29 protein-coding genes are annotated in these 26,191 nt (G+C 62.2%); 20 read left to right on the top strand and 9 right to left on the bottom strand.

Features of this window, described 5'->3' with window-relative positions; translation table 11 throughout:
* Nucleotides 1–37: 37 nt before the first annotated feature.
* Nucleotides 38–2,431: a TonB-dependent receptor gene (locus HBF25_RS04160; protein WP_166946682.1), complete on the bottom strand. Its 2,394-nt coding sequence runs from the start codon at nucleotides 2,429–2,431 to the stop codon at nucleotides 38–40.
* A 569-nt stretch (nucleotides 2,432–3,000) separates the two neighbouring features.
* Between HBF25_RS04160 and HBF25_RS04155 the strand changes: the two genes are divergently transcribed.
* The 7 genes from HBF25_RS04155 to HBF25_RS04125 are packed head-to-tail and all read left to right on the top strand — an operon-like array spanning nucleotide 3,001 to nucleotide 6,759.
* Entirely contained in the window at nucleotides 3,001–3,441 is a 441-nt protein-coding gene (locus HBF25_RS04155) for a hypothetical protein (protein ID WP_166946681.1), read from the top strand.
* Nucleotides 3,428–4,033 (top strand): 2OG-Fe(II) oxygenase, encoded by a 606-nt coding sequence (locus tag HBF25_RS22630; protein ID WP_425483431.1) that lies wholly within the window; start codon nucleotides 3,428–3,430, stop codon nucleotides 4,031–4,033. The genes HBF25_RS04155 and HBF25_RS22630 overlap by 14 nt, the downstream gene beginning before the upstream one ends.
* Nucleotides 4,030–4,284 (top strand): hypothetical protein, encoded by a 255-nt coding sequence (locus tag HBF25_RS04145; protein WP_166946679.1) that lies wholly within the window; start codon nucleotides 4,030–4,032, stop codon nucleotides 4,282–4,284. The genes HBF25_RS22630 and HBF25_RS04145 overlap by 4 nt, the downstream gene beginning before the upstream one ends.
* Nucleotides 4,285–4,293: 9 nt before the next feature.
* Nucleotides 4,294–5,061, top strand: a complete 768-nt coding sequence (locus HBF25_RS04140) for a hypothetical protein (protein ID WP_166946678.1) — start codon at nucleotides 4,294–4,296, stop codon at nucleotides 5,059–5,061.
* Complete coding sequence (locus HBF25_RS04135; RefSeq protein ID WP_166946677.1) at nucleotides 5,006–5,659, top strand: DUF6817 domain-containing protein; 654 nt, start codon at nucleotides 5,006–5,008, stop codon at nucleotides 5,657–5,659. Before HBF25_RS04140 ends, HBF25_RS04135 begins: the two co-directional genes overlap by 56 nt.
* Nucleotides 5,643–5,873, top strand: coding sequence for a hypothetical protein (locus HBF25_RS04130; RefSeq protein ID WP_166946676.1), 231 nt, complete (start codon nucleotides 5,643–5,645; stop codon nucleotides 5,871–5,873). Before HBF25_RS04135 ends, HBF25_RS04130 begins: the two co-directional genes overlap by 17 nt.
* Nucleotides 5,866–6,759 carry a Fic family protein gene (locus tag HBF25_RS04125; protein WP_166946675.1) on the top strand — a complete coding sequence of 298 codons (894 nt, stop codon included), beginning with the start codon at nucleotides 5,866–5,868 and terminating at the stop codon, nucleotides 6,757–6,759. Before HBF25_RS04130 ends, HBF25_RS04125 begins: the two co-directional genes overlap by 8 nt.
* Before the next feature lie 38 nt (nucleotides 6,760–6,797).
* On the opposite strand, the gene HBF25_RS04120 is transcribed toward HBF25_RS04125, so the two are convergent.
* Complete coding sequence (locus tag HBF25_RS04120) at nucleotides 6,798–7,706, bottom strand: DMT family transporter (protein ID WP_166946674.1); 909 nt, start codon at nucleotides 7,704–7,706, stop codon at nucleotides 6,798–6,800.
* Nucleotides 7,707–7,801: 95 nt separating this feature from the next.
* Here HBF25_RS04120 and HBF25_RS04115 point away from each other — a divergent pair, with 95 nt between their 5' ends.
* Nucleotides 7,802–9,205 (top strand): aminotransferase-like domain-containing protein, encoded by a 1,404-nt coding sequence (locus tag HBF25_RS04115; RefSeq protein ID WP_166946673.1) that lies wholly within the window; start codon nucleotides 7,802–7,804, stop codon nucleotides 9,203–9,205.
* Nucleotides 9,206–9,220: 15 nt separating this feature from the next.
* On the opposite strand, the gene HBF25_RS04110 is transcribed toward HBF25_RS04115, so the two are convergent.
* From HBF25_RS04110 to HBF25_RS22080, 7 genes are all read right to left on the bottom strand, one after another.
* Nucleotides 9,221–10,525 (bottom strand): S8 family serine peptidase, encoded by a 1,305-nt coding sequence (locus tag HBF25_RS04110; RefSeq protein ID WP_166946672.1) that lies wholly within the window; start codon nucleotides 10,523–10,525, stop codon nucleotides 9,221–9,223.
* Nucleotides 10,522–11,178: a zf-HC2 domain-containing protein gene (locus HBF25_RS04105; RefSeq protein ID WP_166946671.1), complete on the bottom strand. Its 657-nt coding sequence runs from the start codon at nucleotides 11,176–11,178 to the stop codon at nucleotides 10,522–10,524. The genes HBF25_RS04110 and HBF25_RS04105 overlap by 4 nt, the downstream gene beginning before the upstream one ends.
* The gene (locus HBF25_RS04100) at nucleotides 11,175–11,759 is read right to left on the bottom strand and encodes an RNA polymerase sigma factor (RefSeq protein ID WP_166946670.1); all 585 of its coding nucleotides are present in this window, start codon (nucleotides 11,757–11,759) and stop codon (nucleotides 11,175–11,177) included. Before HBF25_RS04100 ends, HBF25_RS04105 begins: the two co-directional genes overlap by 4 nt.
* Nucleotides 11,760–11,831: 72 nt before the next feature.
* Nucleotides 11,832–12,539: a hypothetical protein gene (locus tag HBF25_RS04095; RefSeq protein ID WP_166946669.1), complete on the bottom strand. Its 708-nt coding sequence runs from the start codon at nucleotides 12,537–12,539 to the stop codon at nucleotides 11,832–11,834.
* 56 nt (nucleotides 12,540–12,595) lie between these two features.
* Nucleotides 12,596–12,982: a c-type cytochrome gene (locus HBF25_RS04090; RefSeq protein WP_166946668.1), complete on the bottom strand. Its 387-nt coding sequence runs from the start codon at nucleotides 12,980–12,982 to the stop codon at nucleotides 12,596–12,598.
* A gap of 35 nt (nucleotides 12,983–13,017) precedes the next feature.
* Nucleotides 13,018–14,352: a cytochrome C gene (locus HBF25_RS04085; protein ID WP_166946667.1), complete on the bottom strand. Its 1,335-nt coding sequence runs from the start codon at nucleotides 14,350–14,352 to the stop codon at nucleotides 13,018–13,020.
* A 37-nt stretch (nucleotides 14,353–14,389) separates the two neighbouring features.
* On the bottom strand, nucleotides 14,390–14,956 hold the full coding sequence (locus tag HBF25_RS22080; RefSeq protein ID WP_341778033.1) for a cytochrome b: 567 nt from the start codon (nucleotides 14,954–14,956) through the stop codon (nucleotides 14,390–14,392).
* Nucleotides 14,957–15,133: 177 nt separating this feature from the next.
* On the opposite strand from HBF25_RS22080, the gene HBF25_RS04075 reads away from it, so the two are divergent.
* The 12 genes from HBF25_RS04075 to HBF25_RS04020 all read left to right on the top strand — a co-directional run bounded on the left by HBF25_RS04075 (nucleotide 15,134) and on the right by HBF25_RS04020 (nucleotide 26,187).
* On the top strand, nucleotides 15,134–15,559 hold the full coding sequence (locus HBF25_RS04075; protein ID WP_166946665.1) for a sugar 3,4-ketoisomerase: 426 nt from the start codon (nucleotides 15,134–15,136) through the stop codon (nucleotides 15,557–15,559).
* Nucleotides 15,556–16,221: an acetyltransferase gene (locus HBF25_RS04070; RefSeq protein ID WP_166946664.1), complete on the top strand. Its 666-nt coding sequence runs from the start codon at nucleotides 15,556–15,558 to the stop codon at nucleotides 16,219–16,221. The genes HBF25_RS04075 and HBF25_RS04070 overlap by 4 nt, the downstream gene beginning before the upstream one ends.
* Nucleotides 16,221–17,183 carry a glycoside hydrolase family protein gene (locus tag HBF25_RS04065; RefSeq protein ID WP_166946663.1) on the top strand — a complete coding sequence of 321 codons (963 nt, stop codon included), beginning with the start codon at nucleotides 16,221–16,223 and terminating at the stop codon, nucleotides 17,181–17,183. Before HBF25_RS04070 ends, HBF25_RS04065 begins: the two co-directional genes overlap by 1 nt.
* Nucleotides 17,170–18,105 (top strand): GNAT family N-acetyltransferase, encoded by a 936-nt coding sequence (locus tag HBF25_RS04060; RefSeq protein ID WP_166946662.1) that lies wholly within the window; start codon nucleotides 17,170–17,172, stop codon nucleotides 18,103–18,105. The genes HBF25_RS04065 and HBF25_RS04060 overlap by 14 nt, the downstream gene beginning before the upstream one ends.
* Nucleotides 18,102–19,220, top strand: a complete 1,119-nt coding sequence (locus HBF25_RS04055; RefSeq protein ID WP_166946661.1) for a DegT/DnrJ/EryC1/StrS family aminotransferase — start codon at nucleotides 18,102–18,104, stop codon at nucleotides 19,218–19,220. The genes HBF25_RS04060 and HBF25_RS04055 overlap by 4 nt, the downstream gene beginning before the upstream one ends.
* Nucleotides 19,211–20,467 carry an O-antigen translocase gene (locus HBF25_RS04050; protein WP_166946660.1) on the top strand — a complete coding sequence of 419 codons (1,257 nt, stop codon included), beginning with the start codon at nucleotides 19,211–19,213 and terminating at the stop codon, nucleotides 20,465–20,467. Before HBF25_RS04055 ends, HBF25_RS04050 begins: the two co-directional genes overlap by 10 nt.
* Nucleotides 20,464–21,393 (top strand): glycosyltransferase, encoded by a 930-nt coding sequence (locus HBF25_RS04045; protein WP_166946659.1) that lies wholly within the window; start codon nucleotides 20,464–20,466, stop codon nucleotides 21,391–21,393. The genes HBF25_RS04050 and HBF25_RS04045 overlap by 4 nt, the downstream gene beginning before the upstream one ends.
* The gene (locus tag HBF25_RS04040) at nucleotides 21,390–22,535 is read left to right on the top strand and encodes a hypothetical protein (RefSeq protein ID WP_166946658.1); all 1,146 of its coding nucleotides are present in this window, start codon (nucleotides 21,390–21,392) and stop codon (nucleotides 22,533–22,535) included. The genes HBF25_RS04045 and HBF25_RS04040 overlap by 4 nt, the downstream gene beginning before the upstream one ends.
* A gap of 2 nt (nucleotides 22,536–22,537) precedes the next feature.
* Entirely contained in the window at nucleotides 22,538–23,395 is an 858-nt protein-coding gene (locus HBF25_RS04035) for a Wzz/FepE/Etk N-terminal domain-containing protein (RefSeq protein WP_166946657.1), read from the top strand.
* Between the two features lie 24 nt (nucleotides 23,396–23,419).
* The gene (locus tag HBF25_RS04030) at nucleotides 23,420–24,286 is read left to right on the top strand and encodes a class I SAM-dependent methyltransferase (protein WP_166946656.1); all 867 of its coding nucleotides are present in this window, start codon (nucleotides 23,420–23,422) and stop codon (nucleotides 24,284–24,286) included.
* A gap of 63 nt (nucleotides 24,287–24,349) precedes the next feature.
* Entirely contained in the window at nucleotides 24,350–25,492 is a 1,143-nt protein-coding gene (locus tag HBF25_RS04025; RefSeq protein WP_243853071.1) for an amidohydrolase family protein, read from the top strand.
* Nucleotides 25,489–26,187, top strand: a complete 699-nt coding sequence (locus HBF25_RS04020) for a methyltransferase domain-containing protein (protein WP_166946654.1) — start codon at nucleotides 25,489–25,491, stop codon at nucleotides 26,185–26,187. The genes HBF25_RS04025 and HBF25_RS04020 overlap by 4 nt, the downstream gene beginning before the upstream one ends.
* The last annotated feature ends 4 nt before the right edge of the window (nucleotides 26,188–26,191 follow it).

Raw genomic sequence — 26,191 nt, 5'->3', positions numbered from 1 at the left:
CCCGGGCGATCGCAACGATCGCCCGGGCCTTTCAACATCAGAACTGCGCGGAGGCCGTCAGCACAAAGGTGCGCGGCGCACCGATGTAGTAATAGCCGGGAGTCGAATCGTCACCCAGGGTGGCCAGGTAACGACGGTTGGCCAGGTTGGTCACCGATAGCGTGAAGTCGAGCGACTTGATCCAGGGCGTGGCCGCCTTGCCGCCTGCCAGATCGACGTGATAGCCGACGTTGGCATCGAACACCGTGTACGGGTTCATCTTCTCGGTGTTGTCGCGGGTGCCGTAACGATCGCCCACGTACTTGGCGGACAGGCCGGCACGGAAGTCGTCCTTGTGCCAGTTGATGCCCACCGCGAGCATGCGACCCGGCTGCCCCGTCACCTTGTTGCCCTTCGTGATGCCGTCCAGGTTCTGCAGGTAGGTGGAATCGTTGAGCGTGGCCGAAGCGTACAGATCCAGCGTCGGGATCACGGTCCAGTCCACGAGGCCCTCGATACCCTTCGACTCGATACCGCCCACGTTGATGTAGGTGCCCTCGGTGCCCACGGTGTAGTTGATGTGGGTGTACTGCGAGGTGGGGGTGATCTCGTTGATCTGGTTGGCGAAGCGCACGTGGTACAGCGCCACGCTGGCCTGGAAGTCGCGGGTCTGGTAGCGGTAGCCGAGGTCGATGTTGGAAGACGTCTCCGGCTTCACCTGGCTGATATCGGTGCCGCTGTCGGCCGCCTGCACGACGCTGTCGGACGGGGGCGAGAAGTTCTTCGTGTAGCTGGCGTAGATCTGCGATTCCGGGGTGAGATGCCATACGGCGCCCACCGACGGCAGGATGTCGGAGTTGAAATCCTTGTCGGCAAAACGGTTGCCGGCAATGAGATCCTGTCCGGAGATGTTCACCAGGTACTTGCTCACGCCCAGCGATACGTCCACGGGACCGAAGGTGACGTTGTCCTGGAGGAACAGCTTGCGCGTGTCGGTCTTGAGCTTGTCCAGGAACTGCAGGTAGTACGCGTCGCGGTCGTACTTCCACGACGTGGCGGTGTCGAGCACCTCATACCAGTTGCGTCCGGCGTTGCGATCCTGGTCTTCGAACCAGGTACCTGCGTAGAGGTGGTTGCCGGCGATGTCCCAGTGGCCATCGAGCATGAAACCGTAGCGGTTGTTCTTGTACGTGCTGCCGCGGAAGCTGTTGATCGGCGACGAGCCGGCCGGATAGCAGCTGGCATCGAACGGATTGGCACAGCCATTGGGCTGGGCCAGCGCCACGCCGTTGGGCGAACGGTAATAGGCCTGGACGAAGCCGGCACCTGCCGCCGGGTAGTTGTTCACCAGGTTGCCGCCCTTGTCGGTGGCATAGAGCTGGTACGGGGGCATCCAGCCGCCATAGCCTTCCTGGAAGTGGTAGTACGGATAGAAGCTGATGTCCGCGTCGTCGCTCACCTGGTAGTCGAACTTCACGCCCGCCAGTGCGTTCTTGCGCTTGGTGTTCCACGCATTGACGTATTGCTGGTCCGTGTTCGGATCGCCGGTCCACTTCGTGGTGAGGAAGTCGTAGTTCGGATCCTGCTGGAACTGTGCCTTGGTGACGTCGTTGTAGTTGTTTTCGTAGGCATTGTCCCACGAGAAGCGCGAGGTGATCGTGAGCTTGTCGGTGACGTTGCTGATCAGCTTGAGATCCACGTGGTCGCGGCTGGTGTGGCCGTTGTCCGGGTGGCCGAAACCGATCCAGCGATCGTTATGGGTGGTGGAGTAGCTGATGTAAGCCGTCGTGGTGTTGTTGAAGAAGCTGCCGGTATCCAGGCGGATGAAGGTGCGCTTGGCATCCCACTGGCCAATCGACTGGTCGACGCGCACGCCGGCTTCGCTCTTCGGATCGTTCGACTGATAGCTCAGCGTGCCACCCAGGGCCTGCAACGACGGTGAACCGATGTCGGCGGTGCCCTGCGACACGGTGGCCGAGGCGAGGTTTTCGCTGTCGAGGAAACGGTTTGGCTTGGAGCCGCCGGCATAACCGGCCGAGCCATTGGGCAGGCCGTCGATGGTGAAGCCGAGCTGGTCCTGCGTGAAGCCGCGCAGGGTGATGCCGGTGGAGTAATCGTCGCTGTCGAAGACACCGCCCTGGGTGATGTTCACGCCCGGCGCCATGTTCACGGCATCGGTGACGCTGCTGAGCGGCGGTTCGAACTTCAGTTCGTCCTTCGGGATAACCGTATTGGTGAAGCCCACGGCCTTGCCGGTGACCTGGACCGAATCGAGGTCGCTGGTGGTCTTCTTGTCCTTCGCAGGAGTGGGGTTGGGCTGTCCATTGCCGGTGTCGTCACTCGCAGTGGCGGGGGTGTTGCTGCCCTGTGGGGTTTCCACGGGCCATGCGAGACCGGGCGTGGCGACGGCGAGCAGGAGCACGCCAACATGTCCACGATGGATGAACTTCATCTTTCTCGTTCCTTGCGTATCGGTGTGGGAGCAGACGTTGTGCAGGACGCAGGGCGTGACGGCATGCCACCGTTCTGATTATTGGATTGCGCCATTCGACCAGCGCGATGAAGCATGCCGATGCAGTGTGTCAATTTGTGGACATTGGGCAAAATGGGTATTTTATTGAACGCGCAAGGAATGGGCCTGATCGCATGAGCGCGAAGCCCTATAGCGTCGCCATAAGGAGCGCGCAGGAATTCTCGATATACAACCGCGCACCTGTCTTGATCATGGATGGTCATGAAAGGAATGCATAATCATTGGCTGGTTTAGTAAAGACGATTGATTCATCCTTTTGTGAGCGGCCTTTTATTTCAATGCAATGACCTTCTAATTTCCGTTCTGCGTCACGGCAATCAGGTTCTCACGATGATCTGCATGTAATCGAAATATATTGCTGTAGACGGTTTCGCTGGTGTCGGATAAAAATGCATCGCGTGACACGTGAGCAGGGTGGATGGATTAGCTTCGTATTCAGGGATAAAAGGAATCTTATGAATAGGCGTGGGTTTATGAGGGCGGCCCTTGTGAGCGCCCCGATGGCGATGTCTGTTTTTTCCGTGGTCAATGCTGCCGTGTCGGCAGAAAAGCCTGTGAAGAACAAGATTAATTACAAGGTTCGCTGGGAAAGAGCGTCGCCAGACAGTTGGAATTTCTGGTGTCGTTTATCGCCTGATGATCCCTATTTCCAGGGCGATATTCCCATTACCATGGTGATTGCGGCCGATCGCAAACTCACCAGGGTCATAGCAAAGCACGATTTCCTTGTCCGACGGGACAGGTCTTATACCCTGCGATCAAGAGTTTCCGTTAATGGAAAGCGGAGCCATTATTACTATGGCTATGTGATCGGTAGTGCCGCATCGATTCCACCGTCCGCCTTCGTGGAAGGCCGTCGATTAGGTATTCTTGAACGCCCCGTCACGACGAGGCCCCGCAAACTGAGGCTCGTCAATGGAGTCGGCTGATAACGTGACAGCAGAAATGCTCCATGTCCAGGACGATTTCCTATCGACGGAGCAATTGAAGCCCATCGCGCAGATTCTGCGAAAGCCAGTCTGGTCTTTCGGGTGGATGTCAAACCCGGGAATGGATCATCGGTCTTTCTGGCATGTGAGGTTTGGTGACTTCAGGATGTCCAGGTGCAAGGATGTTGTGACGCAAAGTGAAAGAAAGCAGGTTTTTGCCGTTCGCTACCCTGAGATTCATGAGGTGTGGATACAGCTTCGAGAAATGCTTTTTCCGGAGGGCGAACTTCTTCGGGTATATGCAAATGGGCACACTTTCGGTCTTGATGGTGGCATTCACAGGGACAATCTTCGCGAGGCGGACGAATACACCGCAGTCGTCTATGTAAATGAAACCTGGTTCAGCGCCTGGGGCGGGGAGACGCAATTCTTTACGGACGATATGTCCCGGATCACCCAGTGCGTCATACCTTCACCGGGGCGACTCGTCGTGTTCCACGGCTCCATCCCTCATGCGGCAAAGGCCCCGACACGGGATTGCCCCTACTTGCGCACATCCTTGGTATTCAAGATCAGGTCGACAGCTCAATGAACTTGCAATCGTTGCCGGGCTGGTTAGCGGCCTTTGTGGTTATCGCCATTATTTTTGGTGCAGTGTCAAAAATAATCGTCATGCGTTATATCAGCGCCGGAAAATATCAGGCAGGCAATACCGGGTATTTCTGGCGCGCTGCGAGAAACGGGGACCGCGCCGCCGTCATCGTGGCTGTGTCCGACGTGCTCGGAATCATGTGCCTGTTCCTGTTGGTTATTTATTTCGCAATCAAATTATTTGATCTTTAAGGATGATCCATGGCTAGCAAGGATATCGTTGTCGGCTGGGTCGGCAAGGTGGGGGCGCCTGACCAGATTGCTACCGATTTCAAGAATAATGGTAACAAGCTGGACGTACTCAATAACGCCGGTCAGACCATTGCGGTAGTTTCCGGGATATTCAATATTACCCAGGAGATAGGCCTCAATATTCCAGCGAACGCTTTTGCGGGAACGATTACGGCACTCAAGATTGTTACTGATATCACTGAAGGGCACGATATAAGTGCGGGCGATGTCATCAGCCTTGCGGGCAATATTGTGGGGATTGCCGCGAATATCACCGTGCTTGCTGCATCCGCTGAAGTAGCGGCGCCGCTGATAGCGATCGGTGCGGGGCTGAGTCTCGCCGGTGTGCTGACGGGTGACAATATCAGCGCTATCGGAGGCTGGTTCGGCAACCTTGCTCAGGAGTACTGGCCGACAACGCCGATTTCCAACACGCTTACCGAATTGTTTCTCGCCACCGACAACGCATTTCATACGGCGGACTACATTGCTGCCAACGGCCTGCAGTATGCCGGAATGGTAGTGACGCCCAGCACGGGCGACACAGCTATCCAGGCTATTGGCGACCAGCCAATCGCACCTGCGTCGGACGTGTCCGAGGGTGAAGACGGCGAGGGTGGCGATGGTGACGCTGACGGCGGCGGGGCTGGCGATCCGGATGAGGGCGACGGTGATACCGGCGATGACGGTGATTCCGCTGACGGCGACGGCGATGCGGCGGCCATCACTCAAGGGTGATCCGGTCGCCTGCGACCATGAGGGCGGGGCGCCACTCCGGCATGACCTGCTTGCGTTTCTACGCAAGCGCGGGGCGACGGTCATCCTGCATTCGGATCGTACGCTCATGGATCATCTGGTCGGAACACATGACCTCCTGCGACGCTGGGGTGCAAGCGCCATGGCGCAGCATGTTGGACTGATGCATAGCGTCTTCGGAACACCCTATTTCGGACGGGCCATTGCCGGCGCCGACGACGTGGACGAAATCGTTTCGCTGATCGGTGCCGAGGCGACCGCCCTGGTGTTCATGTTCAGCCGGTCCATGAAGGGGAAAGCCTTCCTGGAGGCGGTGAGATCAGGATCCTTGCTCTATCGGACACAAGCCGGTCATTCCGTTTGTGGTGTCACGTTCGTTCCCGTGTCGCCTTTTCATATGGAGATTCTGGCTGCGGTTCAGTGCGCGAATCTGCTGGATCAGGGCAAGGGGCTTGCTGAGGTTACCCGTCTTATCGCGGCATGCAAGACCTGCTTCTCCGAACCGTTTTCCTTGTCTGGTGAATTGTTTCGTTCCGAAACGTGCTATCCGGGACCGACAACGAATGCATGCGCTGCATGATGCCGAGGTTCTCATGGGCCTGAAACAGGCTTGCTCCGTTCGTTCCGCCGTTGTCTACCTTTTTCGGGTCGGAGGCATGGGTATCTATCCGATACTCATGCCGGTGAGTGAGCGGCGACGTGTCGATTATTTGCTTCGGTTCGGCGGGAACGACGCCGATGCACAGGCGATCATGACTGAACTGCGGGAGATTGCCATGACCTTCCATGCGTGAGCACTTCTCCAGTGACGGAACCTACGTCGGCTACAGGCATCGTGGGCTGCACTCGGATCTGCGCTACTTCGTTCCAGGCCTTTTACGTACGCAGGCATCGAAACCCGCTGTCGAGACTCGCCTGGTGCAATCCGGTAAAGGCATTGACACGAGGCCATTGGCGGCCCGGTACCTTCTATATGTCATCTGTGCTTGGCGGGCAGATCCGAAAAGCCTGCTAAGGTGGCCCCTTCGGAAAAAGAGGCTGTCGGATCACTATCTCGTCGAGCAGTTGGCATGCCTGCGCGCACTTTCATCGCTCGACGGGGATATGAGTATTGAATCGCTGGTTCTGGCTCACGCCGGTCTTGTTCCTGCATCCATGCGGGGAATAAGAGACCGTGCCGTATGGCATGGCCCCTTTCATTCCATTCATGATGCAGAATGGCTGTATCCCCCCGCAGCGTCCATATCCCTGTACCTGGATAATTTTTTCCAGGCCTGCCAGGCGCAAGGTGATCCTGATCGCGGGTTTCTTTGCGCCGCGCATTTCCAGCTGACTGCCATTCATCCCTTTCTCGATGGAAATGGTCGCATTGCCCGGCTCCTGATGGGGGCACTGATCGTGCGGGCTGGCGGCACGTTACTGGACGCCTGTGCGCTCGTGCTCATGACCGTCTTTTATCGTAAGCGGCTTTGCGCTTATCAGAAGGATGCGATGGGAGGCGATGTGTCGGCATTGATCGCGCTTTGGAGTCGCATGACCCATTACGCCGAACGATTGAGTCGGGGCCTCTGCCTGATGCTCGAACGCAAGCATCACAAAGAGACGCTGGTTGACGATAAGCTTATGTTTCAGGAGGTCCTCGCCCTGGCTTTGACTTATCGGGATATTTACACGTCATAGCGGGCCGTCGTACTGCGGTTTTCGCTGCCCTGACGCAGTTATGCGGGCCTGCGCTTGTTCCATCCTGCAATGCGCCATTTGAGATTGACTCCCAGGGTCCCAAGGACGATCAATACGAGTCCGGCCATCTGCACCGGTACGAGCGCATGGCCGTAGATGAGGTAATCGAGCAGCAGTGCGACCAGCGGATACACGAAGGAAACCACCGCGATCGTGACGACGGGAAGTCGCGAATAGGCGGAGTAGAACAACACGTAGACGATGCCGCTGTGGATGACGCCCAGCCCGACCAGCCAACCCCAGTGCGTGCCCATATGGAATACCGAGGTACTGCTGAAGCCGGCCAGCATCGCCACGCCGATCCAGCACTGGATCATGACAAGGGCGAAAGGCTTCTGCTTGCCGACCTTGCGTGACAGCAGCAACGACGTACCGCAGAGCACAGCCGCCACCAGGGTCAGGCCGATGCCTGCGAGGTACGAGGCATCGGCGCCATGCCACAGGCGCCCCGGGTCCGCCGAGCAGGCCACGCCGATAAAACCGATGAGGGTCCAGGCAAGATCGACCGGGCGCGTGCGTTCGCCCTGAAACAGCGCCGCAAGGATGAGCATCACGAAGGGAAAGACGTGGTACACCAGCGTTGCCACGCCGATTGACGACCGCTCCATGCCCAGGAAGAGGGCAACCCAGTTGAGCACCAGCAGCACACCGCTCAGTAGCGCACCACGCAGCAAGGCCCGGTCATCCAGTAGTCCGCGCAGGTAGCCCCGGAAGGCTCCCCAGCCCAGCAGGAACAGGCCGCCGAACAGGCAGCGGTAGAACACGGCCGTGATCGCGTCCTGGCCACTCTCGTGGACGAAGACCCCGACCGAACCGATCAACAGTTCGCCCAGGAGAAGCTGCAAGAGCGCGCGCCGGGAATCGTCACCGGCTGGTGTGGTGTGCATGTGGGGTTCCTGTCGTTTCCGTCAGGTTAGACGGGGGCTGGTCGCCAATACAGATTCAGATAGAATGAAATTTGACCAGTACAGATAGGGCGACCATGCTCCGGTACGAACGACTGGCGGACGATATCCGGGCCCAGATTGCCCACGGTACCCTGCGCGCCGGTGAGCGATTGCCGTCGATCCGGCAACTGGCACAGGGACACGGGGTCAGCGCGGCCACCGCCGTGGAGGCCTATCTGCAGCTGGAACGGGAAGGCATCGTGGTGGCACGTGCGCGATCCGGATATTTCGTCCACGCCCCCTCTTCGCCGTCGCCAACGATCAAGGCGCCACCGAAGCGTGCGCCGGGTCCGGTAAGGAATCCGGCCCTCCAGCATGTGCTGGCCATGCTCGCCCGTGAGGACGTTTTTCCTTTGCACAGCGGAACGCCTGGTCCGTCGTTGCTGCCGCAGGCTGCCCTGGCGGCATCACTCGGGCGCTGCATGCGCCATGCACGTACGGCATCTTTCGACTACGCGCCTCCGCAGGGGCATGAGGTGCTGCGCAGGCAGATTGCCCAGCGTTATGCGCATGTCGGGGCCACGGTGTCGCCCGATGAAATCGTCATCACGGCAGGCACGATGGAAGCGATTCATCTCGCCTTGCGTACGGTCACCGTCCCCGGTGACGTCGTGCTCGTGGAAACGCCGACGTACCACGGCATTCTTCAGACGCTTGCGGCGCTGAAGCTGAAAGTCGTGGAAACGCCGAACCGGCCGGGGCAGGGCATCGATGTCGAGCGACTGGGGCAACTGCTCGCACAGAATGCGGTTAAAGCCGCCGTCCTTGTGCCGAACTTCAACAATCCGCTGGGCAGTCTCACGAGCGATGCCGACAAGCAGGCTCTCCTGAAGCATTGCGCGCGACATGGAACCATCGTCATCGAAGACGACATCTACGGCGAGATGGCATGGTCCGGACAGCGTCCTTCGCCGCTTCGTCGATGGGACACCGACGGTATCGTGATCAGCTGCGGTTCGTTCTCCAAGATCCTGGCACCCGGGCTGCGCGTGGGCTGGATGGCCGGCGGGGCCTGGACCGACGAGCTGACCCGCGCCAAATATTTCTCGACCGTGAGCAGTGCCAGCCTGCCGCAGCTGGCCATCGCCGATTACCTCAGGCAGCACGATCTTGAACGGCATTTGCGCCGGTTGCGGAAGACGGTGGCAGACAACGCACATCGCCTGCGCGACGCCATCTATCGCCAGTGGCCCCCGGGCACCCGGGTCAGCGATCCCCGGGGTGGGCTGTCGCTGTGGTTACAGCTGCCCTCGCCGGGCGGTGGCGTGGCCTTGTTCGAGGCTGCGCTGGAAAAAGGAATCGGCACCTCGCCGGGCGTGCTGTTCTCGCGCAACGGCGATCACGCGGATTGCCTGCGGATTAGCTGCGGCTTGCCGTGGGACGATCGCCTCGATCGTGCGGTGAAGCAGCTTGGCCTGCTGGCACGGCATGTCTGCTGACTCAACGACGCGCTTCTAGCGGTGCGGTGTCTGCTGCAATGCGTGCAGGGCCGCGGCGGCATTGACCTGGCGCATGCCGTTGACCACCGTACTGGTGGATTCGAGCACCTGTTCCGCGGAAGCGGCATCGAGCCCGTGCGATACGGAAAGCATCAAGGCAAGGATGCCGCTGACGTGGGCCGTGGCCATGGACGAACCCGACGTGAAGTCGTACCCACCGCCGGGCTGGGTCGTGAGGATGTCATCACCAGGGGCACTGAGCACATCGGGCGGCGCTTGGGTGGCCGAGCCGGAGCGCACGACGATCACGCCGGGGGTGTTATCGGGAAACCCCGCCATCGAACCGTCGGGAGGCAACGCTGCCACGACGATGCGCCCCTGTTTCAGCAGTTCGGCCAGCAGCTTGCCGAGCAGGGGATCCGCAGGTCCGCCGAGGCTCATGTTGACGATGCGCGTGTTGGTATCCAGCACGGCTGCCATGGCCTTGGCCAGGGTGAACGAATTGCAGCGAGCACCGCTGCGCCGGTCGTTCGTGTACCAGCATGCGCGGTAGATGGACACGGTAGAGGCGGGAGCGATGCCGACGATGCCCTGGTGGTTGTTGCCCACGGCGGCGATGATGCCCGCGACTTCGGTGCCATGGGCGTCGTGATAGCCGTCGGCGCTGGCGACATCGTTGCCCACCATGTCGCGCTGCTCGCTGATCTGGCCTTGCAGGTCGGGATGCGCAGGGTCGACGCCGGTGTCGATGACGGCCACGTGCACACCATGCCCCTGGCTGACCTGATGCGCTTTTGTGGCGTCGGTTTCCACAAAACCGCGCTGAAGGTCGACATAGGGATCGTTGTAGCGCGGGTTGCCCTGTGACGCGGACGCCGTGCTATCCGAATAGACGGTGTAGTCCTGCAACGGTTGCGCAAGGCTCACGCGCTGGTCGGCAGCGAGGGTTTTCAGCAGGGCATCGCGGGATACGCCAGGTGGCGTTTCCACCACCACGCAGTAAACGCTTAAAGCCTTGATGGGCCAGCCGGTGCGCTCGCGCAAGCCATATTGCTTTTCAATATCCGAAAGAACAGCCAGCGCGCGCTGGCCTGCGCCATAGCTGGCGGGCGGGGTGTATCCGATCAGGGTGGAGCCGGCGTGGGTGGCAGGCGGCTCAAGGGGGTTGGCAACGGCGAGCACGATGTCGCGATCACCGTCCATGCTGCTCGCACTCGCTGCGGGTCCGATATCGCCTTGCGCTCTCGCCACGGAGTGCGAGGCGCTGCACGCCGCCAGGGCAAGCGACGCAAGGGCGATACCGACGCGCAGAAGCCTCATGGTGCCTCGCTGACCGGTTCGGCCATGCGGATACCGTGCGTTGCGCGCAGGCGACGCAGCACATTCTCCCGTGCGGAGGCTCCTCCGGCGGCAAGCACGGTATAGGCACCTACCGCATTGGGACCGCCTATCACTTGCAGGTGCAAGGAGTTCACGACCGCGTTCCAGTCAGCCACCTTCATGCCGGCATCGGGTACGACATGCATCGCACCGGGCGGCACGGTGACGCCCGTCGTCTGGCTGTAGGTGTGATAAGCCGGGCTGGCATCCTGCTGCCTGAGTTTCAGGCCGAGGATGCCGATACCCACGGCCTGTACGAAGACCGCCGCAACGAGTCCCCGGAGGATCCACTGGTTGCCACGCAGGCGTGACGGCCGTGCCACCGGCGCCGCTGCGGCCTCGGCGTCGTGCACGTCCAGGCGATCCAGCAGGTGTTTCAGGCCGGCATTGACGTCTACCGGAACGTCGGAAGGCAGCTGCATGGCTTTTTGCAGAAGGCGCTGCTGCTCATACTCGTTGCGGCAGGATGCACATCCGGCCAGGTGGCCTTCCAGCCATTCGGCCTGTGCGGCGGAGGCACTGTGTTGCAGGACCCAGGGCATGGCTTCCCATGCCCGGGCGCAGTCCCGCCCTGCGGGGGTTGGAGAATTCATGGCGTACTCCCTAGCTGCATGGATGGGTCACCTGCCAGGTCGGGCAGGACATTGCGCAGCTTGACGCGTGCATGGAAAAGCCGGGCCTTCACGGTGCCCACGGGGCACTGCATGATGACCGCGACGTCGTTGAGTGAATGCCCTACACCGTAGACCAGTTCGAGGACGGCCCGCTGGTCCACGCTGAGGCGTTCGAGCGCCTTGCCGAGCCAGTCACGCAGTTCGCGGTCTTCGCCCGGATCGTGGCTGGGTGCCAGGTCGCCGTAGAGTGCCTCGTCCTGGATGGGCTCGTCGCCATGCTGGCGCAGCGCCTTGAGGCCGCAGCGGTAGGCAATGCCCATGATCCAGGTGGAGACCCGCGAGTCGCCCTGGAAGGTGGCGGCCTTCTGCCAGGCGATCCAGAAACAGTCGTTGATGACTTCTTCTATGACGTCTGCGCGCCGGGTCAGTCGGGACAGGAAACGGCACAGGCGGCCGTGATAACCCCGGTAGAGCGTGGCGAGGGCTACGCGATCGCCTGCCGCCATGCGCTGGAGCAGCATGCGGTCGGCGGCGTCGGTTTCGATGTCGGCGTCGTTCATGGGGGCAGTCAGCGGCGGGACGGAAGGTGTCGTCATACGTGCCGGTTCGACGCGAAAAGGTTGCCTTGTCGTTCAGAACGACCACAGGAGGGTGGCAACCCATGGCTCCGCCTTCGGGTAGGCCGGATTCCAGCCGGGCTTCTGGTCCGAGGCGAGGCGGACCACTTCGAAGCGCCACGCGCCCTGGGTCCAGGCCAGTCCTGCCTGGCCGTAACTATACCGCTGGTAGGAAGGTGTCAGGGCATGGGCCACGCCTGCGCCGACGGACAGCGACAGGTAGCGGGTGAGCGGCCAGCGGAAGGTCGCGTCCACGGCTTCCCGCCAATGCTGGCGCTGCTGGTGCACGGTGGACATGGAAGACACGCCGAAGGTAAGGACGTCGCGCCAGGTCCAGTGCACGCCGACTTCCATCCGGTCGAAATAGCGCTGGCGTGCCGGATATTTGAGATGGGGTGGATACCGGTAGTAGAGCGCACCCGCCTGCATGCTCCAGTCGCTGGATAGCGTCCAGTAGCGCGCGGCCTGCGCCGTGGCTTCCACGAAATGCCCCGCTGGCGCATTGAACCGGGCGCTGCCTGACAGCCCCAGCATCCATCCGTTTGCCACCCAGGCCACACTGCCTTGCAGGATGGGCGTGGCGGGCGAGACGGCCTGACCACGATCGACCAGCTGCGTGCTCAGGGCCACGCCGCCGCTGAAGCTGCCCTGGCCGGCATGGGCCGGCCAGGCGGCGCAGGCGGCCAGGGCGAGCGCGCAAACCGACCCGCCTCGAAGCGGCATGGGCCGTCCGCCGCCTGTGCGGGTCGGGCCGGATCGTAGGAACATGGCGGTCGCCGTCAGTGAAGGGTGCCCAGGTAGGAAATGAGGTCGTCGAGCTGTTTCGGATCGCTCAGGCCATCGTATTTCATCCGGGTGCCGGGATTGGCATGGCTGGCCGGCTGGGAAAGGTAAGTGTGAAGTTGTTCCGGCGTCCATACCCATGTGGTTTGACCACGCAGGGCATCGGAGTAGTCATAGTCAGGCAGGGTGGCCGCCTTGCGCCCGACCACGCCGAACAGGCTCGGGCCTTTCTTGTTGCGTCCTTCCTTGACGCTGTGGCACTCCGCGCACTCGGTCTTGAAGACGTCGTTGCCGGCCTGTGCGTCCCCGGCCATTGCCGGCAGGGTAGCGACCCGGGCCAGGACAAATGCCAGGGCCATCGTGTTCCGCAGGTTGTAGCGCATGGGTGGGATCCAGGTGGTCGGGTCCTGGAGCGTGGTCAGAAAGCCACGCTCGCGGACAGGGAGAAGGCGTTGAGGTCGCCGGCATTCGTGCCCGGGGCGCCGAAGACGTCCGTGCGGCTGCCGTTGAAGCGACGGAAGCGGAACCAGGTGGCGGCCAGCTTCAGGTTGGCAAACGAGGTGAACGAGTCGTCCTTGCCGAAAGGTGCCCAGGACAGGCTGATCAGGTTGGCGGTGGTATCGGGCGATCCATAGGGAATGAATCGTGCCGCGTCATCCGAGCCGGTGCTCACCAGGTGGGCGTATTGCAGTGAATAGCTCTGTTTGAAGGTATAGGTGGCACTGAAGGTTTCGTCGTGCACCGTGCCGCGCGGCTTGGCGAACACGCCGGGATTGACCGGGCTGGCTGGCGTGGTGCCGTACTTGCGACGCTCCAGGATGTTGACGTAGCTCAGCTGGACGATGTGTTCGCGGTTGCCGAGGAACTGGTAGGTGACGTCGTAGCCGAGATCCGTCAGGTCGTCGCGCGGGCCGCCGCGAGGCAGTTCGCGCTCCGTGGTGAGTGCCACGAGGCCGGCGGAGAAAAACTGGCGGCGCATGTCGCGCATATAGGCAAAGCGCGCATAACCGGTGTCGTGCAACCGGCCCGGATCGCCGCTGATGTTGTAGCCCAGGCGATCCTGCGTCGAGGGTTGCAGCGAGTGATAGGTGCCCACTTCGCCGTACCAGTGGGAATCGTACAGGCCATAGACGGTAGCGCCGATCACGCGGTCGGCGGGTGCATTGGGGCTGGAGAGGTTCAGCAGGGTGCCGGTCACGCCAGCGGGCCCCAGGGTGGAAGCGGCGAACATGGAGCCGATCGGATCCTGGAAGCCGGGGCTGTTGTTGACGCTGACGCCCAGGGTGAGGTCCTTGCCGCCGAGCTTAAGTTCCTTGGCGACAAAGCGAAGGTCGATGTTGCTGAGTTTGGTATCGAACTTGTTATGCCCCCGGTTATCGTTTTCCACCTTCACGTAGCCGCCGATCTGGTCGGTGAGGCGTCCGGCGATGTACACGTCGGCCTCGGTCAGCTGATTGGTGCTGTCGCCGCGGGCAGGCACCGATCGCGTACCCACGAGCTGGGCGGCCACTGGCAGCTTGAATCCCTTGCCGTCGGTATCGGTATAGCCGTTGAGCTTGAAGCGCATGCCATATGGCGTGAGTGCGGGACCATAGGCACCCGCATGGCAGTCGGCGCACGATGCACCGGTCTGCCGGGCATAGGCCGGGATGGCCTGCGCGACATTGCTGGCGAAAGAAAGGGCGACACCGATGCCACACAGTACGGGCAGGGCGGCGGGGCGGCGTCGGGAACGGCGCTGCGTATAAAGCATGGGATCTCCTTGGGTATCCATGTCGATGCGATGACGATCAGCGTTTGCCAGCGGGCCACATGGACCGCAGCACGCCGTCACGCTTGACGAAGTGGTGCCAGAGCGCCGCACCGATATGCAGCAGGACCAGGGCAAGCAGTGCCCAAGCGATGTTCTGGTGCCAGGCCAGCAACTGGTCGGCGAGGTCTTCGTCGTCTGCCACCAGCGCGGGCAAGGTCCATCCGAACAGGTGAACCGGTTTGCCTTCGGCGTCGCTGAGCGCCCAGCCGATCAAGGGCAGGGCCAGCAGCAGCACATAGAGCGCCGCGTGGGTGAGTGTCGAGGCCACGCGAACCAGTGGCGAGTGCACCACCGGAGGAAGGCGACCGAGCCGCAGGCGCAGGCCAATGCGCAGGCACGCCAGCAGAAGGATCAGCAACCCCGTATGACGATGCCCTTCCAGCAGCCACTGGCGAACCAGGCGTCCCGCCACCTGGTCCCGCACAAGCGCCAGTGCCGCCACGGCGATCAGGCAGGCAACGGTGATCCAGTGAAGCCAGCGTAACCCGCGAGGGCGATGGACTTCCGTGACAACTCCGGTGGCGTCTTCAGATGTTGGCGTCACGTGACGCTCCTCGTGCAGCGATGGCCATTCATCCCGTTCCCCCGGACGCAAAGCAGTAGTTGTCCGGTGAGTGACGCGGTGCGGGTGAAAGGTTGTGCTGATGACGACACAACCTTTGGGGGCGGCCCCGGCACTCATCGGAACAGCTGTACTCCAGCGAAGAGGGCCGGGCATCCCATGGACATCGAATGCATTCAATTCCAGAAACACGGCGACCACGGCGGGATGCTGGTTTCGCTGGAGCAGGAACGCAACGTGCCGTTCGAGATCCGGCGCGTTTACTACATCTATGCCACACAGGCAGACGTGCGTCGTGGCAATCACGCACACAGGCATCTTCGCCAGATACTGGTCGCCGTACGTGGATCGGTCACGGTGCTGGTCGATCAGGGCGCCGGCCCGGTGCGGTTCGTGCTGAACGATCCTTCCCAGGGGCTTCTGCTTGGCGACATGATCTGGCGCGAACTCTATGAGTTCAGCGAAGACTGTGTGCTGATGGTGCTGGCCGATCAGCTCTACAACCCTGCGGACTACATCACGGATTACGAAGCCTTCCTGCGCGAGGTGCGGGCTGGCCAGGTCGTAGAGGGCGTTGCCGCATGAGCAGGCCGCTGGTCCTGGTGGGTGCAGGGGAGTTTGCGCTGATCGCCCTGGAGTACTTCGAGCACGATAGCGACTACGAGGTGATCGCTTTCAGCATCGAGCGCGCTTTCATCACGCAGCCCGTGCTTGAAGGGCGCCCGGTCATTCCTTATGAAGACCTGGACGCCGTGCACTCCCCTTCCGACGTGGAACTGTTCGTCGCCATTCCCGCCACGGGTCTCAATCGGCTACGCGCAAGGCTTTACGATGATGGCAAGCGAAGAGGATACCGGTTTGCCAGCTATGTCAGCAGCCGGGCCTTCGTATGGCGCAATGCATGCATAGGCGAAAACACCTTTGTCTTCGAAGGTAATGTGATCCAGCCGTTCGTGACGGTGGGAAACAACTGCATCCTGTGGAGCGGCAACCATCTCGGTCATCGCACCGTTGTTCACGATCACGTCTTCATCGCTTCGCACGCCGTGATATCCGGTTACTGCGATATCGGCCGCAACAGCTTCGTCGGCGTGAATGCCACCCTCAACGATCGCGTGGTGATCGCCGAGGATAATGTCATTGGTTCAGGGGCGCTGGTAGTTCGGAACACGGAGCCTGGCAAGGTCTACGTGGGCTCGCCAGCCCGTGCGCTTGTTGACCGGAGCAGCCTGGAAGTGGTGTTCTGATGCCCCGGGTATGGCGTAAACGGGGACTGGTGTTCGACGTGGCGAAGCACGGCGTGGGTGGTTGGATGAATCATGCCGCGCTGACGCCGACACCATGGGTCCGTGGGGATGGAACGATCCGGGTGTTCGCCTCGTTCCGCGATGCGGATGGCGTGGGTCGGATCGGCTATGTCGACCTGCTGGCGAAGGACCCGTCGACCGTCCTGCGTGTCAGCCCGGTGCCCGTGCTGGATATCGGCCGTGGCGGTTGTTTCGACGACAGTGGCATGATCCTGGGAGACGTGGTCGATGCGCCAGGTGGATTGCACCTGTTCTATGTCGGCTTCCAGCGCGTTGCCTGTGCAAAGTTCCTCGCGTTTACCGGGCTGGCGGTTTCCATCGATGGTGGCGAGCATTTCCAGCGTGTGCAGGAAACCCCCATTCTCGACCGCGCACCGGGACGCAGCACCATTGCGGCGATCCACAGCGCGCACTACGAAAACGGATTGTGGCGACTGTGGTATGCCAGCGGCGACGACTGGGAGTGGATCGGCGGCCAGCCATTTCCTCGTTATCACATCCGTTGCACGCAGACGAATGATCTGCGGAACATCTCGCGCCATGACCGCGAATGCCTGCGACCACGGGGCGATGAGTACCGCATCGGTCGTCCACGCGTATACCGCCATGGTGAAGGCTATGCGATGTATTTCACCTGGGGCGACCGCGCCGGCCGCTACCAGCTCGGCATGGGTTTCAGCCACGACGGCGTGACCTGGGAGCGCCGCGACGATGCCCTCGGCATCGCGCCATCGTCATCGGGCTGGGACGCACAGGCGCTTTGCTATCCGGCGTTGGCGGCCGACGGCGGACGGACGTGGATGTTCTACAACGGCAACGACATGGGGCGCGAGGGTTTCGGTGTTGCCGAGTCGTCCCCGGACACCGTTATGAAGACGAAGGTGTCGCATGCTTTCGGTTAGGCCTTACGTCGCTGCCGATGCCCCCGCATGGGATGCCGTGGTGGAGCGCTCCCGCAATGGCAACCTTCTGCACCGCCGCGGCTACATGGACTACCACGCAGACCGCTTCACGGATGCCTCACTGGTGATCGAGAAGGCCGGGGAAATGGTTGCCGTGCTGCCGGTGAACATCGATGGCGCATATGTCACGAGTCATGGTGGCCTTACCTACGCCGGCCTGATCAGTACGCGCGCGCTTCGCGCCGTGGCCACGCTGGAGGTGTTCGAACGGATAGGGGCCCACTTCCGTGCGCAGGGCGTCACGCGATTGATCTACAAGGCGGTACCCCATGTTTTCCAGGCCTATCCCGCGGAAGAGGACCTGTACGCACTGCATCGCCTTGGTGCCAGGCTGCATCGGCGCGACCTGTCGTCGGTCATTGCCCTGCAAGGGGTATTTCATTTTACCGAAGAGCGCCGCCGTGCAATCCAGCGGGCCAGGCGGAGCGGCCTGACCATGACCTCGGGTGGTGACCTCGCGGCTTTCCATGCCTTGCTCTCCCATGTGCTGGCCGCTCACGATGCCGCGCCCACCCATAGCCTCGACGAACTGCGCCTTCTCAAGTCGCGGTTTCCCGGCCACATCGTGCTGCACGAGGTTCGTGATAACGACGAGCTGCTCGCGGCCGCACTCGTCTACGACCTGGGGCCTGCCGTGCATACGCAATACCTGGCGGCTTCGGACGAGGGGCGAAGGCGTCAGGCCCTCAGTCTTTTGCTGGGGGACCTGATCGAGGTCGTCTATGCCCATAAACGCCATTTCAGCTTCGGCATTTCCACCGAGCAGGCCGGCATGGTTCTGAACAACGGCCTGGTGGAACAGAAGGAACGCTTCGGCGCCCGTTCCGTGGTCCACGACTTCTATACCTGGGATATCGCATGACGGTTCCGTTCTTTGATCTTGGAAAGGTCAATGCGCGTTACAACGAGGCGCTGAAAGCGGCGGCCGCGCGGGTGATCGACTCCGGCTGGTATGTTTTGGGTGACGAACTGGCGGCATTCGAACAGGAATTTGCCACTTATTGTGGCGTACGTCATGCGTTGGGTACGGGTAACGGCCTGGATGCGCTGACGCTTATCTTCCGCGGCTACAAGGAACTGGGGCTGCTCAAGGATGGCGATGAGGTCCTGGTACCCGCCAATACCTTTATTGCAACCTTTCTGGCGGTGAGCCTGAGCGGCCTGGTTCCAGTGCCGGTCGAGCCCGATGGTACGACGTTCAACCTCGATCCCGGGCATGTCGAATCCTCGATTGGCCCACGAACACGGGCCGTGGTCGCCGTACACCTCTATGGGCAGCTTGCCGATATGCCAGCGCTCAAGGCGCTGGCCCGCCATCATGGCCTGTTGCTGATCGAGGACGCGGCCCAGGCGCATGGAGCCCGCCTGGGAGAGCATAAGGCAGGCTCGCTTGCGGATGCCGCCGCCTTCAGCTTCTTTCCGACCAAGAACCTTGGTGCGCTGGGTGATGCCGGTGCCGTCACCACGGACGATGGCGATCTTGCGCGCCAGATCGTTGCCTTGCGTAACTATGGTTCCGAAACGAAGTATCACCACCGGATACAGGGCGTGAATTCGCGGCTGGACGAGATGCAGGCTGCCCTGTTGAGGGTCAAGCTGGCATGGCTGGACGAGGACATTGCCCGGCGGCGCGAGGTGGCGCGACAGTATCGCCAAGGGATCGTGCATCCCGGCATCGTGCTGCCATCCGCTGCGAGGGAGGAAGGGCATGCCTGGCATCTGTTCGTGGTGCGCTGCGAACATCGTGATGCGCTGCAGGAGCATCTGTATGCACGGGGTATCCACACCCAGGTCCATTACCCGGTGCCATCCCATTGCCAGCCTGCGTATGCATCGGCAGGGCGTCCCCGGATGCCCCTGGCGGAGCGCCTGCACGCTGAAGTGCTCAGCCTCCCGCTTTCGCCGACCCTCGATACGGAAGCGATACGGCAGGTCATCGTAGCCTGCCGGGCCTTCGAGGGCGGCGCATGTCGATAGCCCGCCATGGCCTCTACAGTGCCGTAGGCACGGCAGCCAGACTGGTGGCCGGCCTCGTACTGATCAAGCTGGTCGCGTGGACCGCCGGACCGGACGGGGTAGGGAAGTTCGGCCAGTTCATGAGCCTGATGTCGCTGCTTACCGTACTTGCAGGAGGTGGGATCAGCGCCGCCATCGTGAAATACGTTGCCGAGTACAGGGATCAACCCGAGCGCCTGGCACGCCTGCTTAGTGCGGCGCTGGCCTATGCGCTTTGCGCATCGCTGGTGATGGGGTGCGTCACATGGTTCTTCAGTCGCCCGCTGGCCTCGTGGCTGCTGGATGACGTGCGCTATGAAAGCCTGTTGCGAGTGCTCGCTTTTGCACAAGCCGGGATTGCGGCGGGGAACTACCTGCTGGCTGTAGTCAACGGCTTCATGGATGTACGCCGGCTGGTCTTCATCCAGGTGGTCGGCTCGGCATTGAGCATGGTGCTTGCGGTGTGGCTGTCGTGGCGGCTGGGGCTTTATGGGGCGCTGCTGGCCCTGGTCCTTGCGCAATTGCTCTGGCTGGTCGTTGGCATACCCGCCTGGTGGCGCAGCCCGTATTTCCGACTTGACATGCTGAGGGCCGGTTTTGATCGGGACATGATGCTAAGGCTGGCGACATTCTCCGTGATGACGCTGAGTTCCGCATTGTGTTCACCGCTGGTCGGCATGGCGGTACGCGATCATCTCGCCGCGCAACTGGGTTGGGAGCAGGTGGGCTACTGGCAGGCTGTCAGCCGGGTTTCCGATGCCTACCTTCTGTTCCTGACCACGGCGATCAATGTGCATTACCTGCCGAGACTGGCCGCGATTCCCGGACGCGAAGCGCTGCGCAGGGAAATTGGACAGGCCTGGCGGCAGCTTCTGCCGGCAGCGGCGTTGCTTGCATGGCTCGTCTACGTGGCCCGTACATGGGTTACCCGACTACTCTTCAGCGACGATTTCGCGCCGGCAAATGCCCTATATGGCGTGCAGCTGGCCGGCGACGTGATCAAGATCGCGGCTTTCGTCCTCTCCTACCTGATGCTGGCCAAGGCGATGACGGGCCTGTTCGTCATATCGGAGTTTGTCTTTGCCGCAAGCTACGTCGTGCTCGTATTCGCATTTACCGGATGGTTTGGCCTCATCGGTGCGGTATATGCGTTCACCGTGAACTACGTGGGCTATCTCGTTTTCAATCTCCTGGTGGCCCGGCGCTACCTGCAGAGGCTTCCGTCATGAGCGAACGGACTGATCCGCTGGTTTCCATCCTCATCCCTGCGCGTAACCACGAACGCTTCGTTCAGCGCTGCCTGGACAGCGTGCTTGAAGACGCCTACCCGGCCAAGGAGCTGGTGATCATAGATGATGGTTCCGTCGACGGTACGCCAGCCAGGATCGCCAGCTGGGTGGAACGCCATCGGAACGCCTTGCCCATCACGTTCCTGAAACGTGAGAACCGGGGCGTGGCTGCGACGCTGAACGAACTGGCCTCGCTGGCCCGCGGGGAGTTTCTCCGGCTGGGTGCCAGCGACGACTACCTGCTGCCCGGCGGAACGGAGAAACTCGTGCGCTATCTACAGTCTCATCCATGGAAGTCGGCCGTGATCGGCGATTCCGTCGTCGTGGATCGCTACGACAACCGCCTGTATGCCAGCGGCATGTGCGAGCTTCACGGCGCGGAAAAGCACGTCTATGCCACGGATCAGGGCATCCGGCGCGCCGTGATTTCCCGATGGGCCATCGGTGGACCCGTGACGCTGCTGCGCCGACATGTACCCGCCCAGGTGGCGGGCTGGACCGAGGATCTGCGCATCGACGACTGGGATTTCTTCCTGCGCCTTGTCGCTCGCGACGCGCTGGGCTTCGCCGATGTACCTGTGTGCGCCTATCGCCTGCACGATGCGAACCAGAGCAAGACGCGTCATCTCGCCACCCGCATCGCGCACCTGAAAGAATCGCAGGGCGTGGCAGAACGTCGGCTCGCCTTGTTCGACGGTGCCGATCGCCAGCTTCTCCAGGCACAGGCCCACTACATTGCGGCAAAGATCGCTTACCTAGGCAGGGAGCCGGTTTCGCTGGGTGCGCACCTGCTGGCTTATGCGGCGCTGCGGGGGATGTCGGCGATGCGCAGGCTGGCGCTGTCACCGGTGGCGACGCGTGCATGACCGGCCTGCTGCGTCTTGCTTCCACTTACCTGAGTCTGCCCCTGCTGTTCGCATGTGCCGCGGCCTGGCTCACCTACGATATGCCTGCCGGTTACATGGAGGGCATCGGACTGCTCTCACTTGCTGCCTTGCTGGTGATGGCGCTCGATCTGATCACCGGCCCACGGTTACCTCAGGGCATCCGGCTGGCGGGGGAGTATGCAGGTACTCGTGAAGCCTTTGTTGCACTGGCATTTTGTGCGCTGGTCGGGGTCTTCTGCGTGCTCGACCTTGCGCTCTTTTCCGTGCCGCTATGGGACAAACCCTCAGCCTATGCCGACATGGACGGCGGCCGCGAACATATACGCCATATTTCCGCCTGGTGCTGGGTCTTTCCCCCCGTTGCCCTGCTGTGTGTGCGACGCCGCTGGGTGCGCCACGCGATGCTGCTGGCGGGCATTCTTTTCCCCATCCTGGTGATCGACAGGAATCGTATTTTCGCATCGCTGTTCGCGATGGGACTGGTGCTGGTCATGAGGCGGGAGCCGGGCAGGCGGTTGCCATGGCTGGTCGTGGCGCTTCTCGCCGTGGCGGGTATGAGCCTGTTTGCCGTGCTGGGCATCCTCAGGTCGGGACCCCTGGAAGGCGTGACGCTGCCATTCGGTCCGGTATACCTGGCGTCGCCGCCAGGCATCCGGTGGTTGCTTCTCTATGTCAGCGCGGGGCCTTACAACTTCGCTTCGATCCTTGCCAAGCACTACGGCAACGCTGATTTCCTGCTTAACCAGGTGGTGCCATTGCGCGGCTCTATTGCCACGGCCGGCACGAACATTCCCCTGGACTCTCCCACCATCAACGTGGGAACGGAGTTCTTTCCCTTCCTGATGGCCATGGGACCGGCGGGCGCATTCGCTTCGATCATTGCGCTCTATGGGGGGCTCGTGTGGAGCGTACGCCGCGTGCGTGCATCGGCATCGCTTTTCTCGTTGCTGATCTTCCTGCGCATGGCCTATGTCGCCGCCATGGCGCCATTCGCGCCGCAGGCGTTCACTTTCATGAGCGCGGCGTTCATCGCCTTGTGCCTGTCGATGCAATGGTTCGCGGCCTGCCTGCCGAACCGGCTGGCCGCCTCCCTCCTTTCCGATACCCCGATGAGTCCCTGACGATGCAACGCGATGAAATCTACCTGCTCGATCTGTGGCGGATACTGACCCGGGAATGGCGTAGTTTTTTTTCCGCCATGGTGGTCGTGCTCGCCGTGGCGGTGGCCTATGCCACCCTGGCCACGCCAAAATGGGAAGCACAGGCCTGGATACAGGTGGGGCAGGTCGCCACCCAGCCGGCTGGACAGGATCCGCGTCCGGAACCCTTCCAGCGCGTGGTCGAGCGTTTGCAGACAGTGGATTTCCAGCAACAGGTATTGCAAGGCCTTGGCATGCCGCTGACGTCCCCCGAGGCGGGCCTTTACCGTGGCAGCCTGAAGGTCGACCCGTCGCCTTATTCGGGCTTGATCAAGGTGAGCGTGCGGGCCACATCGCCTTCACTGGCGCGGCGACTTGCACAGGCGACCGTCGATCAGTTGCACCTGATCCATCAGCGCCTCATGGCAGCTCCTCTGGCGTTGGCACGCGACAGGCTGGCGCGTGTGGAGGCCGAGCTGTCCCAGGCGAAGGCCATGCGCGACACGCTGCATGCTGTCGCAGGGAATCAACATGCAGCCGGCGACAGTGACGCGACTCTTGCCGGGAATCTGCTGTTGGCCACCACGGACACCAGCATCCGTGAGCTGGAGCAGAGTCGTGACGAGCTGATCTCCCGGATGGCCAGAAACTACACCTTCGGCACGTCCACTGCGTGGCCGGTCTACCAGCCTGATCGACCGGTATCGCCCAACCAGATATTGATCATCGGCCTTGGCATGCTGGGTGGCGTGGCCCTGGGCCTTGTCGCTGCCGTTGCCAGCAGCGCACGCCGACGCGACGTGGTGCAACCGATGGCTGCTGCAGGCGCACTCACGCGATAGACCACCATTGCCTCAGGAGCATCCATGCTGGAATCGAGCACGCAGGACCTTTCGACGGATGCACTGGCCCGTGATCCGGACGGCACCCGCGACCAGGCGCGCCTGCTCGATACCCAGAGGGCGTTCGACAGCGTGGCTCCCGATTACGACGGCCCTCGCGGCAACAATGAATTGATCCAGCGCATGCGGGTGACGTTGTGGAACACCGTGCAGAACCTGCTTCCGACGGGCTCGCATATCGTCGACCTGGGCTGCGGCACGGGGCTCGATGCCGTGGAGTTTGCGCGGCGCGGCTATCGCGTGCTGGCCACCGACTGGTCGCCAGGGATGATCGCGCGCACACGCGAGCGCGCCCGGACGTCGGAGCTGGCGGACAAGGTCGATGTCGAGCATCTCGGCGTCCAGGAACTGGCACGCCTTGAAGGTTCGTTCGACGGCATGTATTCCAATTTCGGCCCGCTCAATTGCGCCCTGGACCTGCCTGCCGTCGCCGCGCAATGCGCGCGGCTGGTGCGACCGGGCGGCGTGCTGGTGTTCTCGGTGATCGGGCGCATCTGCCCGTGGGAAGTGGCGCACTACGTACGTCGTGGCCGCTTCCGCCGGGCCATGGTGCGCGCCGCGCGTGGTGCGACCCCCGTGGGAATGAACAAGCACACGATCTGGACACGCTACTACCTGCCACGGGAGTTCTACCGCGCCTTTGCCGGGGCCTTCGCTCTCGACGACTATCGCGCACTCAGCCTGTTCATGCCCCCGCCTTACCTCGTGGATCGATACCGCCGACGCCCGGAACGCTATGAACGCCTGGGACGGCTTGACGATGCGCTGGGTGCGTGGCCACTGCTGCGCGACATGGGCGATCACTTCCTTATCGTGATGCGCCGGCGCTGATCCATGGACACGATGCTGCATGGCGCCACCTGGATGCTGCCCGAGGGGGCATCGTCGACATCGATGGTCGTGCGCGATGGATGTCTCATGCACGCGACGACAGGAAAGGGCTTCCGCATCGACCTGCGTGATCACCTGGTGTTTCCCGGCCTGATCAACGCCCACGAGCATCTGCACGTCAATGCCGTGCCACCGCTACCTTCAGTCGCCCCGTTTCCCAACAGCTATGCATGGATGGCAGCTTTTGATGATCATTTTCAGCATCCGGACGTCGCGGCTGCGCTGGGCATCCCCAAATCCATTCGTCTGCGCCATGGTGCACTGAAAAACCTCCTGGCGGGCGTCACGTGTGTCGTCCACCACGATCCATGGCACCCGGCACTGGATGACCCGGGTTTTCCGATTGCATTGTCCCGTGACCATGGCTGGGCTTACGCGCTGGGCTGGCCTGACTTCGGGCCACCGGTACGCGGAAGTTTCGAGGCGACCCCGCCGGAAAGGCCCTGGATGATCCATCTGGCAGAGGGCACCGATGACGTGGCGGCCTCCGAGTTGACGCAACTGGATCAGCTGAAATGCCTGGGCCCAAACACCGTGCTGGTGCACGGCGTTGGCATGAGCCCTGGCGACATAAGTCGCGTCATCGGCGCAGGCTCGGCCGTCGTGTGGTGCCCCTCCAGCAATCTCACGCTGCTGGGATGCACGCTTGATCCACACCGGCTGCAAGCCGCGGGGCGCCTGACCCTCGGCAGTGACTCGCGGCTGAGTGGATCGCGTGACCTGCTTGATGAGCTGAAGGTAGCGGGGGCCGAGAGCCACTTCGATGCCGCCACGCTGCTGTCGCTCGTGACGATCGCGGCGGCGGACATTTTGCGGCTACCCATGCACGGCAGGCTCATGGCGGGCACGCCGGCCGATCTGGTCATCGTCACGAATCGCGGCGGCCAGCCTGCCGAAAGCCTGGCCGGTCTGGGGCGTAGCGAGTTGCGCGCCGTGGTGCGCGATGGCGCGCCGCGCATTGCGGACCCTGATTTCGCTGACTGGTTTGCAGCGGCCAGCATCGAAGCCGTTCCTGTCTGGCTCGACGGACGGCCCAAGCTGATGGACCGCGAGCTAGCCACGCCGGAGCTGCTGGCCATGGAGCCGGGCCTGTGCCTTCAAGGCGACTTCGGTCCCCATGATCCAGCCATCGGAGCAGGCCTGTGACCCACGCTACCGTGCTCGACGCCGAGGCAGCCTATGCCTTGTGGGCCGCAAACTATCCCGCGCGTGCGCACAACCCCGTGATGCAGGCAGAGGAACGGGTCATGCTGGCGATGCTGCCCGGGGATCTGCATGGACAGTCGATACTGGATGCCGGTTGCGGTAGCGGCAGATATCTCCTTCATGCGCAACGGCGAGGTGCTTCCCGCCTGACCGGCATAGATGCGTCGCAGGCGATGCTGGGTCGTGCGGCCACGGAACTGGCGCACATCGGCGACGCCACCGGGTTGCGCCTGGTGGCCGGCAGTGTCATGGATTTGCCAGTGGCCGATGCCGTGTCCGACATCACGATATGCGGCCTGGTGCTAGGGCATGTGCCGGGTCTTGCGCGGGCACTTGGGGAGCTTGCTCGTGCAACGCGTCCGGGCGGCTACATTCTTTGCAGCGACTTCCACCCCATCGGGCACGCACTGGGCTGGCTACGCGACTTCAGGCTGGACGGCCATCGCTATGCGGCCCGTCATTTTCCGCATCTCTACAGCCATTGGCACCAGGCCTGCGTTGCGGCAGGGCTGGTCATCGAAGAAGTCCATGAGCCCATGCTCGACCCGGCAGATATTCCGGCCGGCGCCCATTTCGATCCCGCGGCCCTGTCCGTGCCCGTAGCCCTGGCCTTCCGCCTGCGACGCGCCTTCTGAGGCG

Origin of the sequence: Luteibacter anthropi, assembly GCF_011759365.1 — a bacterium.
GTDB lineage: Bacteria > Pseudomonadota > Gammaproteobacteria > Xanthomonadales > Rhodanobacteraceae > Luteibacter > Luteibacter anthropi.
This window is presented reverse-complemented; position numbering and strand designations above follow the sequence as displayed.

Excerpts from the sequence above, each read along its gene's own strand:
- HBF25_RS04160 (WP_166946682.1), bottom strand. The coding sequence starts at position 2,431 with ATGAAGTTCATCCATCGTGGACATGTTGGCGTGCTCCTGCTCGCCGTC.
- HBF25_RS22630 (WP_425483431.1), top strand. The coding sequence starts at position 3,428 with ATGGAGTCGGCTGATAACGTGACAGCAGAAATGCTCCATGTCCAGGAC.
- HBF25_RS04145 (WP_166946679.1), top strand. The coding sequence starts at position 4,030 with ATGAACTTGCAATCGTTGCCGGGCTGGTTAGCGGCCTTTGTGGTTATC.
- HBF25_RS04140 (WP_166946678.1), top strand. The coding sequence starts at position 4,294 with ATGGCTAGCAAGGATATCGTTGTCGGCTGGGTCGGCAAGGTGGGGGCG.
- HBF25_RS04135 (WP_166946677.1), top strand. The coding sequence starts at position 5,006 with ATGACGGTGATTCCGCTGACGGCGACGGCGATGCGGCGGCCATCACTC.
- HBF25_RS04130 (WP_166946676.1), top strand. The coding sequence starts at position 5,643 with ATGCATGCGCTGCATGATGCCGAGGTTCTCATGGGCCTGAAACAGGCT.
- HBF25_RS04125 (WP_166946675.1), top strand. The coding sequence starts at position 5,866 with ATGCGTGAGCACTTCTCCAGTGACGGAACCTACGTCGGCTACAGGCAT.
- HBF25_RS04120 (WP_166946674.1), bottom strand. The coding sequence starts at position 7,706 with ATGCACACCACACCAGCCGGTGACGATTCCCGGCGCGCGCTCTTGCAG.
- HBF25_RS04115 (WP_166946673.1), top strand. The coding sequence starts at position 7,802 with ATGCTCCGGTACGAACGACTGGCGGACGATATCCGGGCCCAGATTGCC.
- HBF25_RS04110 (WP_166946672.1), bottom strand. The coding sequence starts at position 10,525 with ATGAGGCTTCTGCGCGTCGGTATCGCCCTTGCGTCGCTTGCCCTGGCG.
- HBF25_RS04105 (WP_166946671.1), bottom strand. The coding sequence starts at position 11,178 with ATGAATTCTCCAACCCCCGCAGGGCGGGACTGCGCCCGGGCATGGGAA.
- HBF25_RS04100 (WP_166946670.1), bottom strand. The coding sequence starts at position 11,759 with ATGAACGACGCCGACATCGAAACCGACGCCGCCGACCGCATGCTGCTC.
- HBF25_RS04095 (WP_166946669.1), bottom strand. The coding sequence starts at position 12,539 with ATGCCGCTTCGAGGCGGGTCGGTTTGCGCGCTCGCCCTGGCCGCCTGC.
- HBF25_RS04090 (WP_166946668.1), bottom strand. The coding sequence starts at position 12,982 with ATGCGCTACAACCTGCGGAACACGATGGCCCTGGCATTTGTCCTGGCC.
- HBF25_RS04085 (WP_166946667.1), bottom strand. The coding sequence starts at position 14,352 with ATGCTTTATACGCAGCGCCGTTCCCGACGCCGCCCCGCCGCCCTGCCC.
- HBF25_RS04075 (WP_166946665.1), top strand. The coding sequence starts at position 15,134 with ATGGACATCGAATGCATTCAATTCCAGAAACACGGCGACCACGGCGGG.
- HBF25_RS04070 (WP_166946664.1), top strand. The coding sequence starts at position 15,556 with ATGAGCAGGCCGCTGGTCCTGGTGGGTGCAGGGGAGTTTGCGCTGATC.
- HBF25_RS04065 (WP_166946663.1), top strand. The coding sequence starts at position 16,221 with ATGCCCCGGGTATGGCGTAAACGGGGACTGGTGTTCGACGTGGCGAAG.
- HBF25_RS04060 (WP_166946662.1), top strand. The coding sequence starts at position 17,170 with ATGCTTTCGGTTAGGCCTTACGTCGCTGCCGATGCCCCCGCATGGGAT.
- HBF25_RS04055 (WP_166946661.1), top strand. The coding sequence starts at position 18,102 with ATGACGGTTCCGTTCTTTGATCTTGGAAAGGTCAATGCGCGTTACAAC.
- HBF25_RS04050 (WP_166946660.1), top strand. The coding sequence starts at position 19,211 with ATGTCGATAGCCCGCCATGGCCTCTACAGTGCCGTAGGCACGGCAGCC.
- HBF25_RS04045 (WP_166946659.1), top strand. The coding sequence starts at position 20,464 with ATGAGCGAACGGACTGATCCGCTGGTTTCCATCCTCATCCCTGCGCGT.
- HBF25_RS04040 (WP_166946658.1), top strand. The coding sequence starts at position 21,390 with ATGACCGGCCTGCTGCGTCTTGCTTCCACTTACCTGAGTCTGCCCCTG.
- HBF25_RS04035 (WP_166946657.1), top strand. The coding sequence starts at position 22,538 with ATGCAACGCGATGAAATCTACCTGCTCGATCTGTGGCGGATACTGACC.
- HBF25_RS04030 (WP_166946656.1), top strand. The coding sequence starts at position 23,420 with ATGCTGGAATCGAGCACGCAGGACCTTTCGACGGATGCACTGGCCCGT.
- HBF25_RS04025 (WP_243853071.1), top strand. The coding sequence starts at position 24,350 with ATGGTCGTGCGCGATGGATGTCTCATGCACGCGACGACAGGAAAGGGC.